17 protein-coding genes, 3 pseudogenes and 1 other annotated feature are annotated in these 16611 nt (G+C 65.5%); of the genes and pseudogenes, 10 read left to right on the top strand and 10 right to left on the bottom strand.

Going from position 1 to position 16611, the window contains the following annotated elements; genetic code table 11:
* Positions 1–32: 32 nt before the first annotated feature.
* Both QAD21_RS24470 and QAD21_RS24465 read right to left on the bottom strand, forming a co-directional pair.
* On the bottom strand, positions 33–461 hold the full coding sequence (locus tag QAD21_RS24470; RefSeq protein ID WP_280361970.1) for an ATP-binding protein: 429 nt from the start codon (positions 459–461) through the stop codon (positions 33–35).
* Positions 462–488: 27 nt separating this feature from the next.
* Complete coding sequence (locus QAD21_RS24465; protein ID WP_280361968.1) at positions 489–902, bottom strand: STAS domain-containing protein; 414 nt, start codon at positions 900–902, stop codon at positions 489–491.
* A gap of 708 nt (positions 903–1610) precedes the next feature.
* Between QAD21_RS24465 and QAD21_RS24460 the strand changes: the two genes are divergently transcribed.
* Positions 1611–1832 (top strand): hypothetical protein, encoded by a 222-nt coding sequence (locus tag QAD21_RS24460; protein ID WP_277244886.1) that lies wholly within the window; start codon positions 1611–1613, stop codon positions 1830–1832.
* An 822-nt stretch (positions 1833–2654) separates the two neighbouring features.
* Here the strand turns inward: QAD21_RS24460 and QAD21_RS24455 are convergent.
* The 3 genes from QAD21_RS24455 to QAD21_RS24445 all read right to left on the bottom strand — a co-directional run bounded on the left by QAD21_RS24455 (position 2655) and on the right by QAD21_RS24445 (position 4386).
* Positions 2655–2903, bottom strand: coding sequence for a hypothetical protein (locus QAD21_RS24455; protein ID WP_280361965.1), 249 nt, complete (start codon positions 2901–2903; stop codon positions 2655–2657).
* 192 nt (positions 2904–3095) lie between these two features.
* Positions 3096–3248 (bottom strand): hypothetical protein, encoded by a 153-nt coding sequence (locus QAD21_RS24450; RefSeq protein WP_159372047.1) that lies wholly within the window; start codon positions 3246–3248, stop codon positions 3096–3098.
* Positions 3238–4386 (bottom strand): TetR/AcrR family transcriptional regulator, encoded by a 1149-nt coding sequence (locus tag QAD21_RS24445; protein ID WP_280362139.1) that lies wholly within the window; start codon positions 4384–4386, stop codon positions 3238–3240. The genes QAD21_RS24450 and QAD21_RS24445 overlap by 11 nt, the downstream gene beginning before the upstream one ends.
* A 433-nt stretch (positions 4387–4819) precedes the next feature.
* Between QAD21_RS24445 and QAD21_RS24440 the strand changes: the two genes are divergently transcribed.
* From QAD21_RS24440 to QAD21_RS24430, 3 genes and pseudogenes are all read left to right on the top strand, one after another.
* Complete coding sequence (locus QAD21_RS24440) at positions 4820–5266, top strand: hypothetical protein (RefSeq protein ID WP_280361963.1); 447 nt, start codon at positions 4820–4822, stop codon at positions 5264–5266.
* Between the two features lie 6 nt (positions 5267–5272).
* Positions 5273–5965 (top strand): annotated as a pseudogene (locus QAD21_RS24435) (ATP-binding protein).
* 174 nt (positions 5966–6139) lie between these two features.
* Positions 6140–7456, top strand: a complete 1317-nt coding sequence (locus QAD21_RS24430; RefSeq protein ID WP_014928678.1) for an IS256 family transposase — start codon at positions 6140–6142, stop codon at positions 7454–7456.
* Between the two features lie 163 nt (positions 7457–7619).
* On the opposite strand, the gene QAD21_RS24425 is transcribed toward QAD21_RS24430, so the two are convergent.
* Positions 7620–8123 (bottom strand): hypothetical protein, encoded by a 504-nt coding sequence (locus tag QAD21_RS24425; RefSeq protein WP_280361960.1) that lies wholly within the window; start codon positions 8121–8123, stop codon positions 7620–7622.
* A 157-nt stretch (positions 8124–8280) separates the two neighbouring features.
* On the opposite strand from QAD21_RS24425, the gene QAD21_RS24420 reads away from it, so the two are divergent.
* From QAD21_RS24420 to QAD21_RS24395, 6 genes and pseudogenes are all read left to right on the top strand, one after another.
* Entirely contained in the window at positions 8281–9558 is a 1278-nt protein-coding gene (locus tag QAD21_RS24420) for an MFS transporter (protein ID WP_280361958.1), read from the top strand.
* 114 nt (positions 9559–9672) lie between these two features.
* Positions 9673–10506 (top strand): hypothetical protein, encoded by an 834-nt coding sequence (locus QAD21_RS24415; RefSeq protein WP_280361956.1) that lies wholly within the window; start codon positions 9673–9675, stop codon positions 10504–10506.
* 296 nt (positions 10507–10802) lie between these two features.
* On the top strand, positions 10803–11120 hold the full coding sequence (locus tag QAD21_RS24410; RefSeq protein ID WP_055477366.1) for a transposase: 318 nt from the start codon (positions 10803–10805) through the stop codon (positions 11118–11120).
* Positions 11081–11209: a sequence feature (AL1L pseudoknot), on the top strand. (Overlaps the previous gene by 40 nt.)
* Positions 11123–11863 (top strand): IS3 family transposase, encoded by a 741-nt coding sequence (locus tag QAD21_RS24405; RefSeq protein WP_280361953.1) that lies wholly within the window; start codon positions 11123–11125, stop codon positions 11861–11863. (Overlaps the previous feature by 87 nt.)
* 169 nt (positions 11864–12032) lie before the next feature.
* Positions 12033–13232 (top strand): IS30 family transposase, encoded by a 1200-nt coding sequence (locus QAD21_RS24400; RefSeq protein WP_280361951.1) that lies wholly within the window; start codon positions 12033–12035, stop codon positions 13230–13232.
* A 4-nt stretch (positions 13233–13236) separates the two neighbouring features.
* Positions 13237–13584: pseudogene (locus tag QAD21_RS24395) on the top strand (integrase core domain-containing protein); the annotation flags it as partial.
* A 40-nt stretch (positions 13585–13624) separates the two neighbouring features.
* Here QAD21_RS24395 and QAD21_RS24390 read toward each other — a convergent pair.
* The 4 genes and pseudogenes from QAD21_RS24390 to QAD21_RS24375 form a co-directional block, all read right to left on the bottom strand.
* Positions 13625–14608: pseudogene (locus QAD21_RS24390) on the bottom strand (transposase); the annotation flags it as partial.
* Positions 14609–14684: 76 nt separating this feature from the next.
* Positions 14685–14930: a hypothetical protein gene (locus QAD21_RS24385; RefSeq protein WP_280361950.1), complete on the bottom strand. Its 246-nt coding sequence runs from the start codon at positions 14928–14930 to the stop codon at positions 14685–14687.
* Between the two features lie 132 nt (positions 14931–15062).
* A complete protein-coding gene (locus QAD21_RS24380; protein ID WP_280361948.1) occupies positions 15063–16130 on the bottom strand; it encodes a hypothetical protein in 1068 nt (355 codons plus the stop codon).
* 16 nt (positions 16131–16146) lie between these two features.
* Entirely contained in the window at positions 16147–16350 is a 204-nt protein-coding gene (locus QAD21_RS24375; protein WP_280361946.1) for a hypothetical protein, read from the bottom strand.
* Between the last annotated feature and the right edge of the window lie 261 nt (positions 16351–16611).

Raw genomic sequence — 16611 nt, 5'->3', positions numbered from 1 at the left:
GGGCACCGGCGGCGGGACCGGACTGCCTCACCTCACTGTCGGGCGCCGGGGCCGATGCGTCGCCAGTACAGCGCGATGGTGGTGCCGTTGGGGTTGGTCGTGATGTTCGACGAGTCGCTGAGGTCTCCGATCAGCGACAGGCCGCAGCCCCGGTACAGCGCGGTGCTGGGGTCTCGTCTCCACACGCCGCGGTCGGAGATGGTGACGGTGAGTTCACCGGTCGGCCTCATCGCGGCGTTCACCTCGACCTGCCCGGTGCGGGTGCAGGCGTAGGCGTGCTCGACGGCGTTGTTGGTCGCTTCGCCGACGGCCAGGACGACATCGTCGCGGCGCTGCGCGGAAGGTCGGCAGGCGGTATCGAGCCAGGCCGTGAATTGCTGCTGAAGCTGGGTCGCGGCGTCGGCGGTAGCAGCGATGGTGCAGCGGAAAGCGCTGCCCTGCGCCGAAGGTGTGGCGTCCACGGGTGGTTGCCTACCGCAGTCGGGCGGTCACGACGCACCTCTGGTCGTCGCGGCGATGGCGTCGGCGAGTGTGGGGTATAGCGGCAGTGTGTGGTCGACACCCATCATCTGCAGGGGCCGGGTGGTGACGGGGTGGGCGGCGACGACACCGAGGTGGCTGGTCGGGGAGATGGCCTCGTGCGCGGCCAGTAGCATGGCCATCCCGGCGGAGGAGAGAAAGTCGACCGCGGCCAGGTCGATGATCAGCCCGCGGGGTTGGCCGCTCAACGCTTCGAGGATCGCTGCAGCCAGCTGCGGGACGGTGAACAAATCGATGCTGCCGTCAACGGCCAGGAGGGTCAAGCCCTCCCGGAAATGCGTCGAGGTCACTCTCAGCAACCCGCGAGCGGTCGCCGGGTCGGTGGGTGTGCCGGTCACCGGATGGGAGTTGTGGGATGGCATGTCGGTGCTACTCCTGGCGTTCGTGGCCACCGGGCGGTGCGACAGCGACTTCCTAGAGACGTGTCCTCCGTGCAGGTGCGGCAGGTGCTCTACCGGTGCCTACGCGTCCGTCGCGGACAGTGACCTTGTTCCTACACGACTGTCGTCGCCGATGACGAGCACACCGACCGCACGAACAGTGTGGCATTGCGTGTCTGCGGCACGGCGTACCGTCATCGCCTCATTCTTCGGCGTCGCCACCGACACGGATGGCTGAGCATCCGGGCGCCCGCACAGCGCCTTGTCGGCCCGCGAGGTCCACCGCAACCGCCTCGGACGGCCTCGACCCCGATTGTGGCACTCGACCCGAACGCCACGGTTCGACGCGGCGGGCGTGTTCGCACGCGGTGTAACACCTGGATCCGTCCCAAAGATGACCTCATGTGGTGACGCTGGTGCGAGTGACCACCGCGGCGCCATCGGTGCCGTCGCCGGGGGCGGGGTGAGGAGGAGGCCCGGGCTGTGCGGGATGTACGAGGCGATGGCTTCGAGCCCTCGTTCGCTGTCATGCTCGAGGTGCTGTTCGATCACGTCCCAGGATCAGGCCCTACCGGGCGTATTACCGCCGACGAGGTTTGCCAGCGCAGTGTCGGCGCCCCACGGCCGCTGAGCCCGCCGGTGTTGAGTTCCCTGCGCCGGGGGCGGACCCGTGACCCCAAACTGACGACCGTGCAGGCAACTGCTGTCGGTTTCGGCGTCGACATCGCCTTCTTCACCACCAGTTTCCACCACCGCCATCGCTGCCACCCCATGCCGGTGCGGGTCGTGCTGGCCAGCAACGGATGGCAGGACTTATACAGCATGGCAGCAGCGCTCTACGATCTCCCACCACCGCAACGCGCGATCGTGCTCGCCGTCATCGACGTCCTCCTCGACCACCCACGCCGATAACCCACCGCCGCGCTGGCGGCGTCGCACCGTTCGGCGCTCACCGAGCCGACGACCGGACCGGCCAGGGTGGCTGTGCAACAGCGGAATTGTTGGCCCACATCTGTACCTGCAACCCCCGCTCACACGCGCTTGCCGGCGTTACCGTTGAACAGGGTCGCGCGTCGCTGCAGCGTCGCGACCCTGCAGGCGGGGCGCCGCTGGTTCCATCGCAGGGAGCCCACCCAGAAGCGGCACCCCGTCTGCCCGCTCCGCGGTGTGGCAGGGCTGCCAGGTGCCAGCGGCCGGGAGACCGGCGTGGAGATGGACGTCACCGATGGTCATCACGCCGGTCGCCGTTCGCTGTTCGGCCCCCCGGATGCGACAGCCGCACGGGGACCGCGGCGGCGTAATGCATGTGGGTGCGGTTCACGCACATCATGGCTCGGTGACGAGCTGTCCTGGATTTCGTCAGCGTGCGCGCCCGACTGGTCCGGCCGGTGTGGCGGACGTCGAGAGACCTGGGGGACCGGCGGGGGTGGGCTGTCAACCCCGAAGAGGCAGGCGCGCCGGAAGCCACTTTCGTCTTAGGAGCGTAGCGAGTGAAAGTGGTTGGAGCGCACGGGCGTAGCGCAGCGGAGAACGGGCGGTAGCCACCTGGTGTGGGTTGACAGCTCGGGGGTCCCCGTCGGTCACACTTGGTCGACGTGCGCGCGCAATAAGGTGACCACCCACCTAACTGGGATCTTCCCGGGTCGGCGGCGGAGCGCAGCGGAGTCGGCGGGCCGGGACAATGCTGTGCGGCCCGTGGGCCGCTCCGCCGCGCCCCGGTGCCCGGCGCGCGGCTCAGCCGGTGATCTGTCGGCAGTCGCCGCATTCCCACTGACCGTCGACGAGGACACACAGGCGGCGTTGTTCGCACAGCCAGCAGGTTTGCCCAGGTTTGGGCTGTTCGCCGGCCTCGACGGCACGCAGCCGATCGGCAGCCTCGAGGCGGGTGTGGGCCTGGGTGCGGTAAGCGGCGCGGATCGCCTGGTCGCGGGTGGTTTGGGCGTCGGCGGTCATCGGTTGCCCGTCGGGGTTGTGGCGCAGCATGGGACAGAAGTCTCGACGGCATTGGCCGCAGGGGTGGCCTTGGGTGTCGGTGGGGTTCGCGCAGCCCGGTAGGGCGCAGCGCGGGAACAGTTCGCCGGTGATAGTCACGGTGTGTCGTCGAGGTGGCGGGTGGATCGGGTGCCGGGGCGGTGGGCCGCGACCGTGTGGTCGCGGCCCACCGCTGGACGAGGTCTAGTCGAGTGGCACGTCGGCGGCGTCGGTGTCATCGGCGATGACCTGCTCCACGTCGGAGAGGGTGTAGCCGGTCACCTCGACGAGGAAGTGCAGGTATCCAGCGCGGGCCTTGACCTGGCTGCCGCCGAGGTAGGCGCGGTCACCGGCCACAGAGTTCGACCGGGCTCAGGATGGCGGATGCCAGCGCGCGGAACTCGCCGTCGATGCCCGGCCGCGAGCGGAGCTCCGGCGACGAGATGACCTGGTAGACGAATCCGGTAAGTGCCTGCGTGAGCGCGTTGGCATCGGCGTGCGTCAGGGTCGGTGAACGGGCCAGGATCGCAGCAGTCCACTCGGCGGTGTAGTCCGACGCGGTCCGGCGAAGTGAGACCTGGTCTGCTTCCGGCAGATACACGATGTCCTGGTGGGCGATGGCCAACACTCGACCGTTCGGGCCGAGCGAGTAGTCGAGGAACACACCCACGAGGACGTCCAGCGCTTCGACCGCCGAGGACTCTGCCAGTGCGTCGACGGATATCCAGTGCAGATTCTCGAGGCCTCGACGCATGATGGTCATCAAGATGTCGGTCTTTCCCGCGTACTCCTGGTAGACCGTCGCCGGCGACACATCCGCTTCGGCGGCGATCTCGTGGATTCGGACGTTGGGAAATCCGCGCGCGAAGAACATCCGGGTCGCGGCGGCGAGTATCCGATCACGCCGCGCAGCGGGCCGTCGGCTGGATCCATCGGCGAACCGCGCGCGGGACTGTGCCCCGCGGGGAAGCGGACAGCTCAGGATCGAGTCCACGACCGCCCGCTGGATCTGCGTGAGCCGCCGTGGGGTGAGCGAACCCCGCATCGCGGCGGTGCTCGAGAACACGCTGACCGCCGCGGTCGCGAGGAGTTTCGCGGTCTGGGCGTCGATGCCGGCCTCGGTGGTGTCGAACTTCGACGCCAATGCGTCGATCAGCGTGCGGTGGTGCGCGTCCATGTCGTCGAGATCGGATCGGTCGAGATGGCGTCGCTCGCGGGTCCACAGTGTCGAGACGTCGCCGTGCACCGCCCTGGTCGCAAGCAGGTCGAAGAACACGCCGAGCTGTTCGGCCGGCGATTCGCTGCGCTCTTCGGCTTGGGTCAGGAGTGCGCGTACCCCCTCCACCTGCGTCGCCAGCGCTTTCGCGAGAATGTCCTGCTTGGACGGAAAATACCGGTACACCGCCGGCCCGGTCAGTCCGACGGCGGCGCCGATCTCCTCGACGCTCACATTCCGGTAGCCGGCGTCCTGAAAGAGCGAGGTCGCTTCCGCGATGAGCTGCTCGACCCGCGGTTCCGGGGGTCGCCCCGGCCTCTCGTCTCGAGGCGCGGGAGCCGGCGCCGACCGTGACGGGGACCGAGGTGTGGGTGAGTTCATCGCGCGCCGGCAGCCTTTCCTGCTCGAGGTCTGACGACCTCGGGGGTCACTGTCCATTCGTTGGAGCCCGCCGGGTGGATCCCAACAGTGCCGCGAATCACACTCGCGATTCTGAGATCGAAACCGAACGACTCTTGACCACGCGGCGTAGGCGTGTGTCCCGGGCTCGGGGCCGCAGACCGCGGTCGTCGGACGACGCTTCGAACCCAGCTGTGGGTCGCGGGTCGACGACGCAGCGTGTGTAACGGCGACTCACTGAATCCGCCGACGGGTGGTGCGCTCGATTGGTGATCGACGCCCCCGTGACGTGCTCACCGGGGACCTGGCGCAGATGGCAACACTGCCGCCGAGTGCACCACAAGTCGGGTTGAACACTCGGGTGCGGCTGGGTCGCGACTACTACGTGCGCGTGGCCGGCAACGACTACTCGGTGCACCCATCAGTGATCGGCCGGTTTGTCGACATCACCGCCGATCTACATCGGGTGCGGATCGCATGCGGCGAAGTCACCGTCGCCGACCATGACCGCAGCTGGGCCAACCACGTCACCATCGCCGACGCCCAGCACGTGCGGGCGGCTAAAGATCTGCGCCGCGACTACCGCAACCAACAGCCGCACAACCGGGCCCGCAACGCCGCGCGCGTACGCACCCACCCCGACGGCCACGAGGTGCCCATTAGAGCGCTACCCGACTACGACGACCTGTTCGGGGTGCACTTCGCCACCCCACCCCCAGGCGGACTCACACCCACCGCATCCACTATCCCTGAAGGATGAAACACCATGTCTGACAATTCGATCGGCAAACATATCGAGTTCGCAGCACGGGCGTTGAAGATGCCCACCATCCGCCGCTGCTGGGCCGAGCTGGCTGAGCGGGCACGCACCGAGGACTGGACCCACGAGCAATACCTTTCCGCGATCCTCGACCGTCAAGTCAGCGAGCGCGAAGCCAACGGCACCGCTCTACGGATCAGTGGCGCCCGGTTCCCGGCGATCAAAACCCTTGAGGACTTCACCTTCGACCACGTCCCCGGCCTGCGTCGTGACGTGATCGCCCACCTGGCCACCAGTACCTGGATCGCCAAGAGCGACAACGTGATCCTGCTCGGACCACCAGGAGTAGGCAAAACCCATCTCGCCATCGCGCTCGGCATCAAAGCTGCCCACAACGCTTACCCGGTAGTCTTTGACACCGCCACCGGATGGGCTACCCGCCTCACCGAAGCACACGCCACCGGCCGCCTGGCCCATGAGCTCAAACGGCTCCGCCGCTACCGACTGCTCATCATCGACGAGATCTACCGTTCGACTCAGACACCGCCAACCTGTTCTTCCAACTCATCGCCAGCCGCTACGAACAAGGCTCGGTGCTAATCACCTCGAACATGCCCTTCGGCCGCTGGGGCGAAGTCTTCGCCGACGACGTCGTGGCCGCCGCCCTCATCGACCGACTCGTCCACCACGCCGAGGTGAATCACCCTAGGTTCTGTGCCGCCTCCAATGTGGGCTGGTCCTCGGGGCCGAGGCCAGCGTAGTGAAGCGTTTCGAGCTCGGTCGGGGGGGATCTGGCCGATACTCGGGACTGTCGTGAGAACGGTGTAAGTGGCCTTACCGCCCTCGGTGTGTCGGGGGCAGGAAGGTCGCATCATGACCGACACTCTGGTGGCTGTGGAGCCATCTGATGAACACGATGACGGGATCGTCGAGGTGCCTGCGGACCGCAGCGTCGATGAACTCGAGGTAGCCCGCGAGCTGGTCCGCCAGGCCCGGGAGGCCGGGGTCCGCCTGACCGGTCCGGATGGGTTGCTCAAAGCGATGACCAAAACGGTGCTCGAGACGGCGCTCGATGAAGAGATGTCTGAGCATCTCGGTTACGACAAGCACGACCAGCGTGGTCGCGGGAGTGGCAACTCGCGCAACGGGTCTCGGTCGAAGACCGTGCTGACTGATGCGTGTGGGCAGGTCGAGATCGATGTCCCGCGGGATCGGGCGGGCACCTTCGAGCCGCAGATCGTGAAGAAGCGCCAACGCCGCTTGACTGATGTGGATGAGGTGGTGTTGTCGCTGTATGCCCGTGGGCTCACCACCGGTGAAATCAGCGCCCATTTCGCCGACATCTACGGTGCTGCGGTCTCCAAAGACACGATCAGCCGGATCACCGACCGGGTGCTCGAAGAGATGGCCACCTGGCATGCCCGTCCGCTCGAACGCGTCTACGCCGCGGTGTTCATCGACGCCATCCATGTCAAAATCCGCGATGGGCAGGTAGGGCCCCGGCCGATCTACGCCGCGATCGGGGTGGATCTGGCCGGGCATCGTGACGTGCTCGGGATGTGGGCAGGTGAAGGCGATGGTGAGTCGGCAAAGTACTGGCTGGCGGTGCTTACCGAGCTGAAGAACCGGGGTGTAGCCGACATCTTCTTCCTCGTCTGCGACGGGCTAAAAGGCCTGCCGCAATCGGTCGGGGCGGTCTTTCCCGACACGGTGGTGCAGACGTGTGTCATCCATCTGATCCGGGGCACATTCCGCTATGCCGGCCGCCAGCACCGCGATGCTATCGCCAAGGCGATCAAACCGATCTACACCGCCCCCACCGCTGCAGCCGCGGCCGAGGCGTTGGATGCGTTCGACGCCGAGTGGGGGCACCGGTACCCGGCAGCTATCCGGTTGTGGCGCAACGCATGGCAAGAATTCATACCGTTCCTCGACTACGACATCGAGGTCCGTAAGGTGATCTGCTCGACGAATGCGATCGAGTCACTCAACGCCCGCTACCGGCGCGCAGTGCGGGCTCGTGGGCATTTCCCGAACGAGCAGTCGGCGCTAAAGTGCCTGTACCTGGTGACCCGGTCGCTCGATCCGACCGGCACCGGACAGAAACGATGGACAATGCGGTGGAAACCAGCACTCAACGCATTCGCCATCACCTTCGCCGACCGCATGCCGGCCAGCGAAGACAACTAACCGAAAACGCCACTTACACCGTTAATCTGATACTCCCCCTGAGAGTGCTCGACAACTTATGTCGGCTAAGCACTGAAAGTGTGTGTCCCCGGGCGGTTTTGAGTGCCGATAACGCTGCGCTATGAAGTTCTGGCAGGTGAGCCTTCGTGCTGCTGCTCCACCATTAGAGGTAACGCGGTGGATTGACCGTGGGGTCGTCATGAGAAGGGGGGTGATTGTTCGCCTCATCTGCGTCGATTGCGAGCTGAGGGTACTTGTGTAGCGCCGCGGCGAGGTCGGCGCCTTGCCGCAGCCCCTCTGTCATCTGTTCCCAGTTGAGGCGTGCTGCATGGACGGCGTGAAAGATCGAGTGGCTGAGCCAGTTGCTGTCACCGCTGCCGCGGACAGCGAACTCGACGTCGTACAGACTCTGTCCAGGTTTTCGTCGTCGACGTGAGGCCGAGTGTCGTTCGTCGTGCTGCCCGTTAGCTGTCGACGTGAGTTCGATCCGGCCCGTCTGGCAGCGGCCGACGGAACCGACGATGGGAGCGATCACGTCGTGCAGTGCGGCAGCGAAGCGTTCGGCTTCATCGCGGGTGGCAAAGATCTGGTACTGGAACTCGATCACCATCGACTCGTCGAACGGCTCGTAGCCATCTTCTGGGACCACCCCGTCGTCATCCGTCATCTTTCGAGAATCGCACTCTGTTTCAACGCCCGCCATGCCCGTAGCCCGGGTTCTTTATCTCGGGGGCTGCATGCGCTGGAGCCGCGGAGTTGTCGGGGAGTAAACGTCGTCGATTAATGCGTAGCTTGGCCTGTCGAATGGTCGTACCGTGGGGTCGGTGAACTCGGCAACTGGTACGTCGCCGCGTCACAGCGCCGTCCCTGCTTACCTTGCGTCGCGCAGTGTTGCGCATCTCGGCGGGGCGATCTCTGGGACCATTCTGCCGCTGATTGTGGTGGTGACACTCGAGGGGACCCCGGGCGAGGTCGGCGGAATCCTCGTGCTGACGCTCGTTGTCAGCCTTGCCGCCCGCATAGTGATGGCACCACGAGTGGACCGTCACCGTCGGCAAGTAACCCTACAGGTGCGCGCCCAGATCCTGGCGGCCGCAGCTGCGTGTGGTGTGCCCGTGCTCTGGGCGTGTGGGTGGTTGTCGTACACAACGTTGATCGGTGCAGTGATACTGATGGATCTCACGCAGAGTCTGGTTCAGACGTGTGGACACGCAACAGTGAACAGACTGGTGCGCCCGGAGGAACGCGTCTCTGTGATCGGGTGGCTGAACAGTCTATCGAGCGCTGCCGGCATCGTCGGCCAATCTGGTGCCCCGGCCCTCATCAAGTTCGTGCCGGCCCCCATGATCATGTTGTTCGACGCCGCGGCGAATGTTGTTTCAGCAGTCCTACTTTGGCCGCTCCGCCGGTGGGATACGACGACTGAATCATCGCACGCTCACCACGGCGACGCCGTTGCCGTGGCCGACACGGTCGATGCTCCCGCATCCTTTCTCACTCTCACCAGGACCGCGCTACGGTTCCAACCCCTGTGGGTCCTGTGGGGATTCGCGATCGCCAATAGCGTTGTCGCTCCGGCAGTCCTCATCTACATCACCCGAGTCCTCGGCGTACCGGTCGAGGTCGTCGGCATCATCTTCGCGATCGGTGCGATCGGCGGGATCATCGGTGGCCTGGCAGTCGGCAAGGCGTTAACTGTTTTGTCTGCCCGCGCCGTTGTCCTCGGCTCGGCTGGTGTCGGCTTCATAAGTGCCGTATCGCTGTTTGCGGCGTCGCAGTGGACGTCGGTCATGTATCCGCTGCTCGTCCTTTACGAGTTTGGGTCGGCGTTCTCCGGGACTTTGGTTTTGGCCACAGTCACCGGCTGGCTGCAGGCGAGTAGCACGTCGACCACGGTCGCACGGACCCTCACAGTCGCGTCGACTGGCCTCGAACTCTCCGGTCTTCTAGGGGTCGCTATCGGCTCCCTCATCGCTGGTGCCACCACAACCCGGACCGCCGTAGGTGTCTCATGTGGAATGTATGCAGCCCTGTTCATATTCACCGCCATAGTGATGGCGACACGCTGCCGGCCTGATCAACGCAGCAGCAATCCGGACTAGCTGACCACCGCCCCCACCAGTGCCACCCGGATGAAATCTCACCGTCGCACGGTGCGGTCGGTCCGTCGGGCGGGGCGTGGGAGCCGTCAGCCCGACTCGGCCTAGGCTGCACGTATGAAGACGCCGTCGTGGGTGGAGCTCGCTGGTCGCAACGCTGCCGCCGAATCGGTTCATGTGACCGGGACATTGACCGTCCGCGAGTCGCCGGACGAAGAGATCGTCTTCGACTTTCAGCATGGACCGGGCGGACGATGGCGCGTCGAAAGAGCCGGCCGTCCTATATACCTCGCGAATGGCCAGACCACCGTCGTGCGCGTCGACGATCACATGCAGCAGCTCGACGGCGACATCCGGATGGCACTCCTGGACGCCCGGTTCAGCCCGCTCGAGCTATTGGGCCCGGACTCGCTGTTACACAAGATGAGTGCCGGGCTGGCCGCCGATACGCCGAGCCTCGCGGAGTTCGGCGGTCGCCCCGCCTGGTCGGTCAGACTCACCGGATCCAGCGGGGGAGCGGTTGTCCTAGCCTTCGACGACTCCACCGGCGTTCTGGTGCGAGTGGCGAACGACCGCGGCGAGGTCCTGCTGGTGGTCGACAACCTCGCCGAACCGGAGGTCCTGCCCACCACACTGTTCGTATGGGACGGACCGATTCGCCCGGCCCCGTCGCCTCACGATCGGCGTCGGCACACAGCAGACGACGACACCGAGCGCCTCGAGTACATACGGGCCGTCGTCGCCGCGCAGACCAGACCTCACGAGGTTCTGACAGCTGTCGCCGCTGCCGACGGCGAAGCTGCTGCCCGGGCGGCCCTGATCCGGCTTCTCGGCGTCACCGAGCTCGGCGCCGACGCGATCATGACTACGCCCATCGGACTGTTCCGAAGCGACCACACCATCGCCAACCGGCGCACCCTCAGGACGCTGGAAGAGCAGGACCGCGTTTAACTTCGCAGCGGCGGTCGCGGCTCTACGCAGCGGCCGGGATCGGTCCCACACTCGTAGGGCGCGAGCACATCACCATCGGAACGCTCTACCGGGTAGCCGCTTCACCGACACTGCCATCGGAACACTCTCAGTTCGTGACTGACAGCCCTCTTGCCATCACCGGCTGCACCACGTCGCCGGATGTACTGCGCCGGGCGATACGCGTCTGGACTGCTCACGCCAGTGTCTCGATCTCAGTAGTACTTGAAACGCCCCGGGTTTGTCGGAGGCTCTCGAATCTGTGAAGGATGGAGAGCATGGCAGCACCACGGAAGTACAGCGTTGAGCTGAAGGAGCGGGCGACGCGGATGGCGGTGGAGGCCCGCAAGGACCCAGCCACGCGACCAGGGGCGCTCAAACGGATCGCCGATCAACTCGGTGTGCACCCGGAGGCGCTTCGCACCTGGGTCAAGCAGGCCGAGATCGATGGCGGGGACCGCCCGGGGACCACGACCAGCGAGGCTGAGCGGATCGCGCAGCTGGAACGGGAGAACCGGGAGTTGCGGCGGGCGAACACCATCTTGAAGCAGGCATCAGCTTTCTTTGCGGCGGAGATCGACCGCCCACAGCGTTGATCGTGGAGTTCGTCGCCGCTTTCCGCGACGAACACGGAGTCGATCCGATCTGCGCGGCCCTGCGCGACACGGCCGCCCAGATCGCTCCGTCCACAGTCCGAGCCCATCTGAGCTCTCGACGAGTCGAGGCGCCACGGGTGGTCCGTGACCGCGAGATCCTCGGTGAGATCCGCACCGTGCATGCCGACAATCTCGGCGTCTACGGTGCCCGCAAAGTCCACGCCGAACTACGCAGAAAGGGTATCGGCGTGGCCCGGTGCACCGTCGAGCGGTTGATGAAAGCTGATGGGCTGCAGGGGATAACGAGATCCAAGACGCGGAAGACCACGCACAGCGAGGGGGCCGAAACTCCGCAGCCGGCCGATCGTGTCGAACGGCAGTTCACCGCGGCGGCGCCCAACGCGCTGTGGGTGGCGGACCTGACCTACATCCGCACACACTCGGGGTGGGTGTATGCCGCGTTCATCCTCGACGTCTTCTCAAGGATGGTCGTGGGCTGGCAGGTCTCGACCACCATGCACACCGACCTCGCGCTCGACGCCTTGGATATGGGGTTGTGGGCGCGGTCGCGTGCCGGCCAGGGCGTGGCCGGGCTGATTCACCACTCCGACCGCGGAGTGCAGGGTGAATTCAACTGGTCGTCGCAACACCTTGATCGTGGAGGTGTTGGCTTTGGCTACAGCAGACTGGAGCAAGAAGACCAGCGATGCGCCCACGGGGGTTCGTCGGCAGGGGCGAGCTGATCGTGCGTTGCGGCCGGCGATGCGTTCGCCGGGCCGGCCCGAGCCGTCGCGGGCGGTGCAACGTCAGTTTTGGGGGTTGATCGCGACGGGGATGAGCACGGCGGAGGCGTCGGTGGCGGTCGGCGTGTCGGTGCCGGTGGGGTCGCGGTGGTTCCGCCACGCTGGCGGAATGACGCCACTGAGTCTGGACGAGCCGGCGGGTCGTTACCTGTCGTTCGCTGAACGGGAAGAGATCGCGCTGCTCCGCGCCCAACAGTGTGGTGTGAGAGAGATTGCTCGGCAGATCGGACGCAGTCCGGCAACGATTTCGCGTGAGTTGCGCCGCAACTCCGCGACCAGGAGTGGGAAACGTGAGTATCGAGCCTCGGTGGCGCAGTGGAAAGCCCAGCAGGCCGCCAAGCGCCCGAAAACAGCGAAACTCGTGGCCAACGTCGAGTTGCGGGAGTACGTGCAGGAGCGGTTGGCGGGCACTGTCCGTAGCCCCGACGGCACGATCGTCGCCGGCCCCACGCCGCCGCCGTGGAAGGGGCTCAACAAGCCGCACCGGGCCGACCGGCGGTGGTCTCTGGCATGGAGTCCGGAGCAGATCTCCCAGCGCCTGCGGGTCGATTTCCCCGATGATGAATCCATGCGCATCAGTCATGAGGCAATCTATCAATCCCTGTTCATCGAGGGCCGTGGCGCGCTCAAACGCGAGTTGGTGGCGTGCCTGCGGACCGGGCGGGCATTGCGGGAGCCCCGTGCTCGCTCACGCAACAAGCCGCAGGGTCACGTCACCTCCGATGTCGTCCTCAGCCAGCGTCCGCCTGAGGCTCACGACCGTGCTGTCCCCGGCCACTGGGAGGGTGATCTCATCATCGGTGTGGGTCGGTCGGCGATCGGTACTGTTGTCGAACGGCGCAGTCGCGCAACGATTCTAGTCCATCTCCCACGCTTGCAAGGGTGGGGTGAGCAACCGCGGGTGAAGAACGGGCCGGCACTCGGTGGCTACGGCGCCATCGCGATGAACGCGGCACTGACGGCGTCGATAGCGGCGCTGCCGCAGCAGTTGCGCAAGACGTTAACGTGGGATCGCGGTAAGGAACTGTCCGCTCATGCCCAGTTCGCGATGGATACCGGAACGCAGGTGTTCTTCGCCGATCCGCATTCACCGTGGCAGCGACCGTCCAACGAGAACACTAATGGGCTGCTGCGCCAATATTTTCCGAAGGGAACTGACCTGTCACGGTGGTCTGCAAACGACCTCGAGGCCATCGCATACACCCTCAACAACCGTCCCCGAAAGGCCCTCGGCTGGAAGACCCCCGCCGAAGTCTTTGAAGGACAGTTACACTCACTACAACAACCCGGTGTTGCATGGACCGATTGAACCCGCCCAGTATCGAGCCATCCGCTACACCGAACGTCTCGCCGAAGCAGACGCAGTGACTTCTGTTGGCTCCAAGGGTGATTCGTACGACAATGCGATGGCCGAGGCGTTCAACTCGTTGTTCAAGGCCGAGTGTATCCGTAACCCAGTCATGCGCCCTCGCGGTGGCTGGGGCGGTGTCGGCGAGGTCGAGATCGCCGTCGCCGAGTACATCGACTGGTTCAACCACCGCCGCCTGCACGGCGAGATCGGGCACGTCCCACCCGTCGAGTACGAGACCACCTACTGGTCGACCCACACAGTCACCAGCTACCGTGAGAACCCGGTCCCGGCAGTCGCTGGAACCAAGTAAACGAGCCCCCAGCAAACCCGGGGCGATTCAAAGTGTCCGGACCAGCGGCTTTGGTCATCTCGATCGCGGTGACCAACCCGGTCTCCGGTTCATTGACGATGTGGCCCTTGAACCCGTCCTGCTGGCGTGCCCGGGTTTTGTGGGCGTGCCGGGTGTCGGTATCGACGGTGGAGATCACCCGGTCCGGGGCGGTCCGGGGCGCGATGCGCCAGCGTCCGTCGGTGCCATCAGAACCTGGTGCCGGTTCCACATCCTGGCCGGTCACCAATGCCAGCAATGCCACCGCCTGCGCCTGGGCCTGGTTACTCGGTTCCTTGTCGATGGCCTCGAGGTCCAGACCGTCGAGCACGGCCAACCCATCTTCGACAAGGGCGCTGATCAGGTCCTGTTGAGCACACTCATCATCCCAGGCGATCCGCGGCTTGCCGGGCCGGTCATAGCCGCCGCCGGTCAACGCGGCCAGACGAGTCGCGTGCTGCTCGACCACCACCGCACCACCGTCGACCTCTCGGGCGACCCGCCGGATCGCCGCGATCACCTGGGTGATGGCGTCCTGGCGGGCCACCGCGTCATCGAAGATCGTCGAATCCAGCGCTCGACGACTCTTACCCGCGAGCACCCCGGTGGTGGTGATGACCTCGCGTACCACCTCGAAAATGCGGTGCGGCCGATCGCTGGCTGCCAGTCGCCGACGCCAGTACGTCAGAGTCGACGGATGAAAACCTTTGTTACCCAACACGAATCCACACGCCGCTTTCCACCGCAGATCGAAAGTGACCGCATCAGCGGCTTCGCGATCGGACAAACCCTGCAGCGTTTGCAGCACGATCACCGACGCCATCGTGGCCGGCGGGATCGACGGACGGCCCCGGCCGCTGGGAAACAGGTCCGCGAACATCTCCGCAGGAAACAACTGCTCGCGATGAGCAGCCAAAAACGCGAACACACTGCCCTCGGCCAGCAAATGCCCGACGACCGAGTTCACATCCAGAAACTCACCCTGACGATCCGGCTCACCCTGCATACCCACCAGGATCCCAGCCCACCAGGCAAACCCGCTCACCCCACACCGAAACGACACCGACTATTTCAGCAGTCTCCTAGGTCGGCGGAGGTGGCCAACAACCCGGGGATGCCGTCGGGTTCGGGTCGCCACCTTGCTCGCGGCGATACGACCGGTAGCGGGCCACCACCTTCTCGACGCTGGAGTAGCTGACGCCGGTCGATTGCACCGAGTCAATCACGCAGAGCGCCAGACCGTCGCTGTAACCCGGCAGCGCTAGAGAGCCACGAAACTGCTCGCACGCGGCGAGCAGTGCAAGCAACTGTTCGGCGGTGTAGGCCATGCACCGACGGTACTGGCTGCACGCCGCAGCGGCCGAGCATGGGCGCACACCTGGTCATCGATGGTCGGGACGGACGCGACCGAGTGACGTCGCGAGCACGTCGGCGATCTCGACGCGCGACGCGGGTGACGTTTAGAAGCCGGCGGTGGGGTCAGGCCACCGGATGGTGGCGGGATCGACGAGGTAGTGCTTGCGGTCCTCGCCGATGATGAGGTGGCGGGTGCCTGATTCCCAGGCCCCGTCGACATGGTGGGGGTGATAACGCCCGACCACGAGGCGCTCAGGTTGTTGGCGGGGCGACGGCGGAAAGTCGTGCGGGGGATAGTCGCAGAGCCGAGCTCGGACTCGGTCTCCACCCCCGGCGTCAGTGGCGCGGAGGTAGTGGTCGTCGTCGTCTGACCATTCATATCCACATGCAGCGCAGCGCAGTTCGAGGATAGTTCCAGTGATATCGCAACCGGCGAGGACGACACACGGTCCGGGCGGGCCGGGGGGCATTCCCCACATCACTTCCAGGGTGCGCATGGCTGAACACGCGGGGCACGGTGGTCGTTGTTCGAAAACGAGGGCGGCGAGGGTGTCGGGGAGTGGTTGGTGGAGACGGTCGTGGCAGTCGGGGCAGACGGCAAAGGCCGAGCTGTCGGTGAACGCGGGATCGTCGCCGCTGCCGTAGTGGGTCTCGGCCACCCGCTCAGGAGTGAATTCGCTGCCGCACCCTACACATTCGTGCGGTCCGAACGGGGGAGCGGGCGGCGGATCGTCGCTATGTCCCAATCGGCACCACGAGTCATCGACGTCGCGCCACGGCGTGGGGTCAGACGCCTCGGCCTCGAGCGCGACCAGGAAACGTTGGGCAAGCGGCTCGGTGAGCGTCGCCGGCGCCGCCGGCAGGAGGTCGTGTAGCCGCCGTTCGATCGCTCGCAAGGACAGTCCACCGACGTAGGGTCCCCATTCTGATTCGGGGCTAGCGCTGATACCTTCGCCCTCCGAGCCGCTGGACAGCGTCTCCACCTGGATGATCGCAGGGCTGGGCGCATCGGCTACGTAGACCATGATGTCGCCGGCGGCAAACGCCGGGGGAGTCTGCCACGTCAAATCGTCGATTTCGGGGTCATCGTCATCGCCGGGGAAAAAGCAGTCGACGGCCTGCTGCCACGGACGCACCAGACACAAGTGAACGGCAGGCGTTGTGGAGATCATCGCACCGATTCCGCCGCTAACTTTCGGCCCACTCGGCGAATTCCTTCCACGCAATCGGGATGGACCCGAACTTGCGAGCGTTCTTCGGCCGCCACTGCAGGTTGCCTTCGGAGACGTACAACGTGCCGCGGGTCTTTCCATCGATCTTGACATCGAACTCGAAGTCGATCCCCGCGACGCGCACATTACTGGCGCTAAACCTCACCTCATGATCAGCCATCGTGGCCCCTTCCCTAAGCATCGGCACGATCCGGCGACTGTCCCGCGAACGTAGCGAACGTCCCCGTCTCAAGCAACGAACTCCCCACCGATCCTCCCCGACAGCGCGCGTAGGGATCGGGTGCGATGCACGCCTACAGTGATCTGTCATTCACGGCGTGGTGACTTGCCACAGCTCACCATCGACCACCAGATCGAGAGGACCGTCCGCGGCTGTTGGTGTCCAGTCGTCTGCGTAGTTGTCGGGTTCCATCCGCGCATT

The sequence above is a fragment of the Gordonia sp. SMJS1 genome (assembly GCF_029866425.1).
In the GTDB taxonomy this organism is placed as follows: Bacteria; Actinomycetota; Actinomycetes; order Mycobacteriales; family Mycobacteriaceae; genus Gordonia; species Gordonia hongkongensis.
The sequence above is the reverse complement of the archived record's forward strand: the minus strand, read 5'-3'. Positions and strand labels throughout refer to the sequence as shown.

Coding starts and splice junctions, on each gene's coding strand:
- QAD21_RS24465 (WP_280361968.1), bottom strand. CDS start 902: ATGCCATCCCACAACTCCCATCCGGTGACCGGCACACCCACCGACCCG.
- QAD21_RS24455 (WP_280361965.1), bottom strand. CDS start 2,903: ATGCTGCGCCACAACCCCGACGGGCAACCGATGACCGCCGACGCCCAA.
- QAD21_RS24440 (WP_280361963.1), top strand. CDS start 4,820: ATGGCAACACTGCCGCCGAGTGCACCACAAGTCGGGTTGAACACTCGG.
- QAD21_RS24430 (WP_014928678.1), top strand. CDS start 6,140: ATGACCGACACTCTGGTGGCTGTGGAGCCATCTGATGAACACGATGAC.
- QAD21_RS24425 (WP_280361960.1), bottom strand. CDS start 8,123: ATGACGGATGACGACGGGGTGGTCCCAGAAGATGGCTACGAGCCGTTC.
- QAD21_RS24415 (WP_280361956.1), top strand. CDS start 9,673: ATGAAGACGCCGTCGTGGGTGGAGCTCGCTGGTCGCAACGCTGCCGCC.
- QAD21_RS24410 (WP_055477366.1), top strand. CDS start 10,803: ATGGCAGCACCACGGAAGTACAGCGTTGAGCTGAAGGAGCGGGCGACG.
- QAD21_RS24400 (WP_280361951.1), top strand. CDS start 12,033: ATGACGCCACTGAGTCTGGACGAGCCGGCGGGTCGTTACCTGTCGTTC.
- QAD21_RS24385 (WP_280361950.1), bottom strand. CDS start 14,930: ATGGCCTACACCGCCGAACAGTTGCTTGCACTGCTCGCCGCGTGCGAG.
- QAD21_RS24380 (WP_280361948.1), bottom strand. CDS start 16,130: ATGATCTCCACAACGCCTGCCGTTCACTTGTGTCTGGTGCGTCCGTGG.
- QAD21_RS24375 (WP_280361946.1), bottom strand. CDS start 16,350: ATGGCTGATCATGAGGTGAGGTTTAGCGCCAGTAATGTGCGCGTCGCG.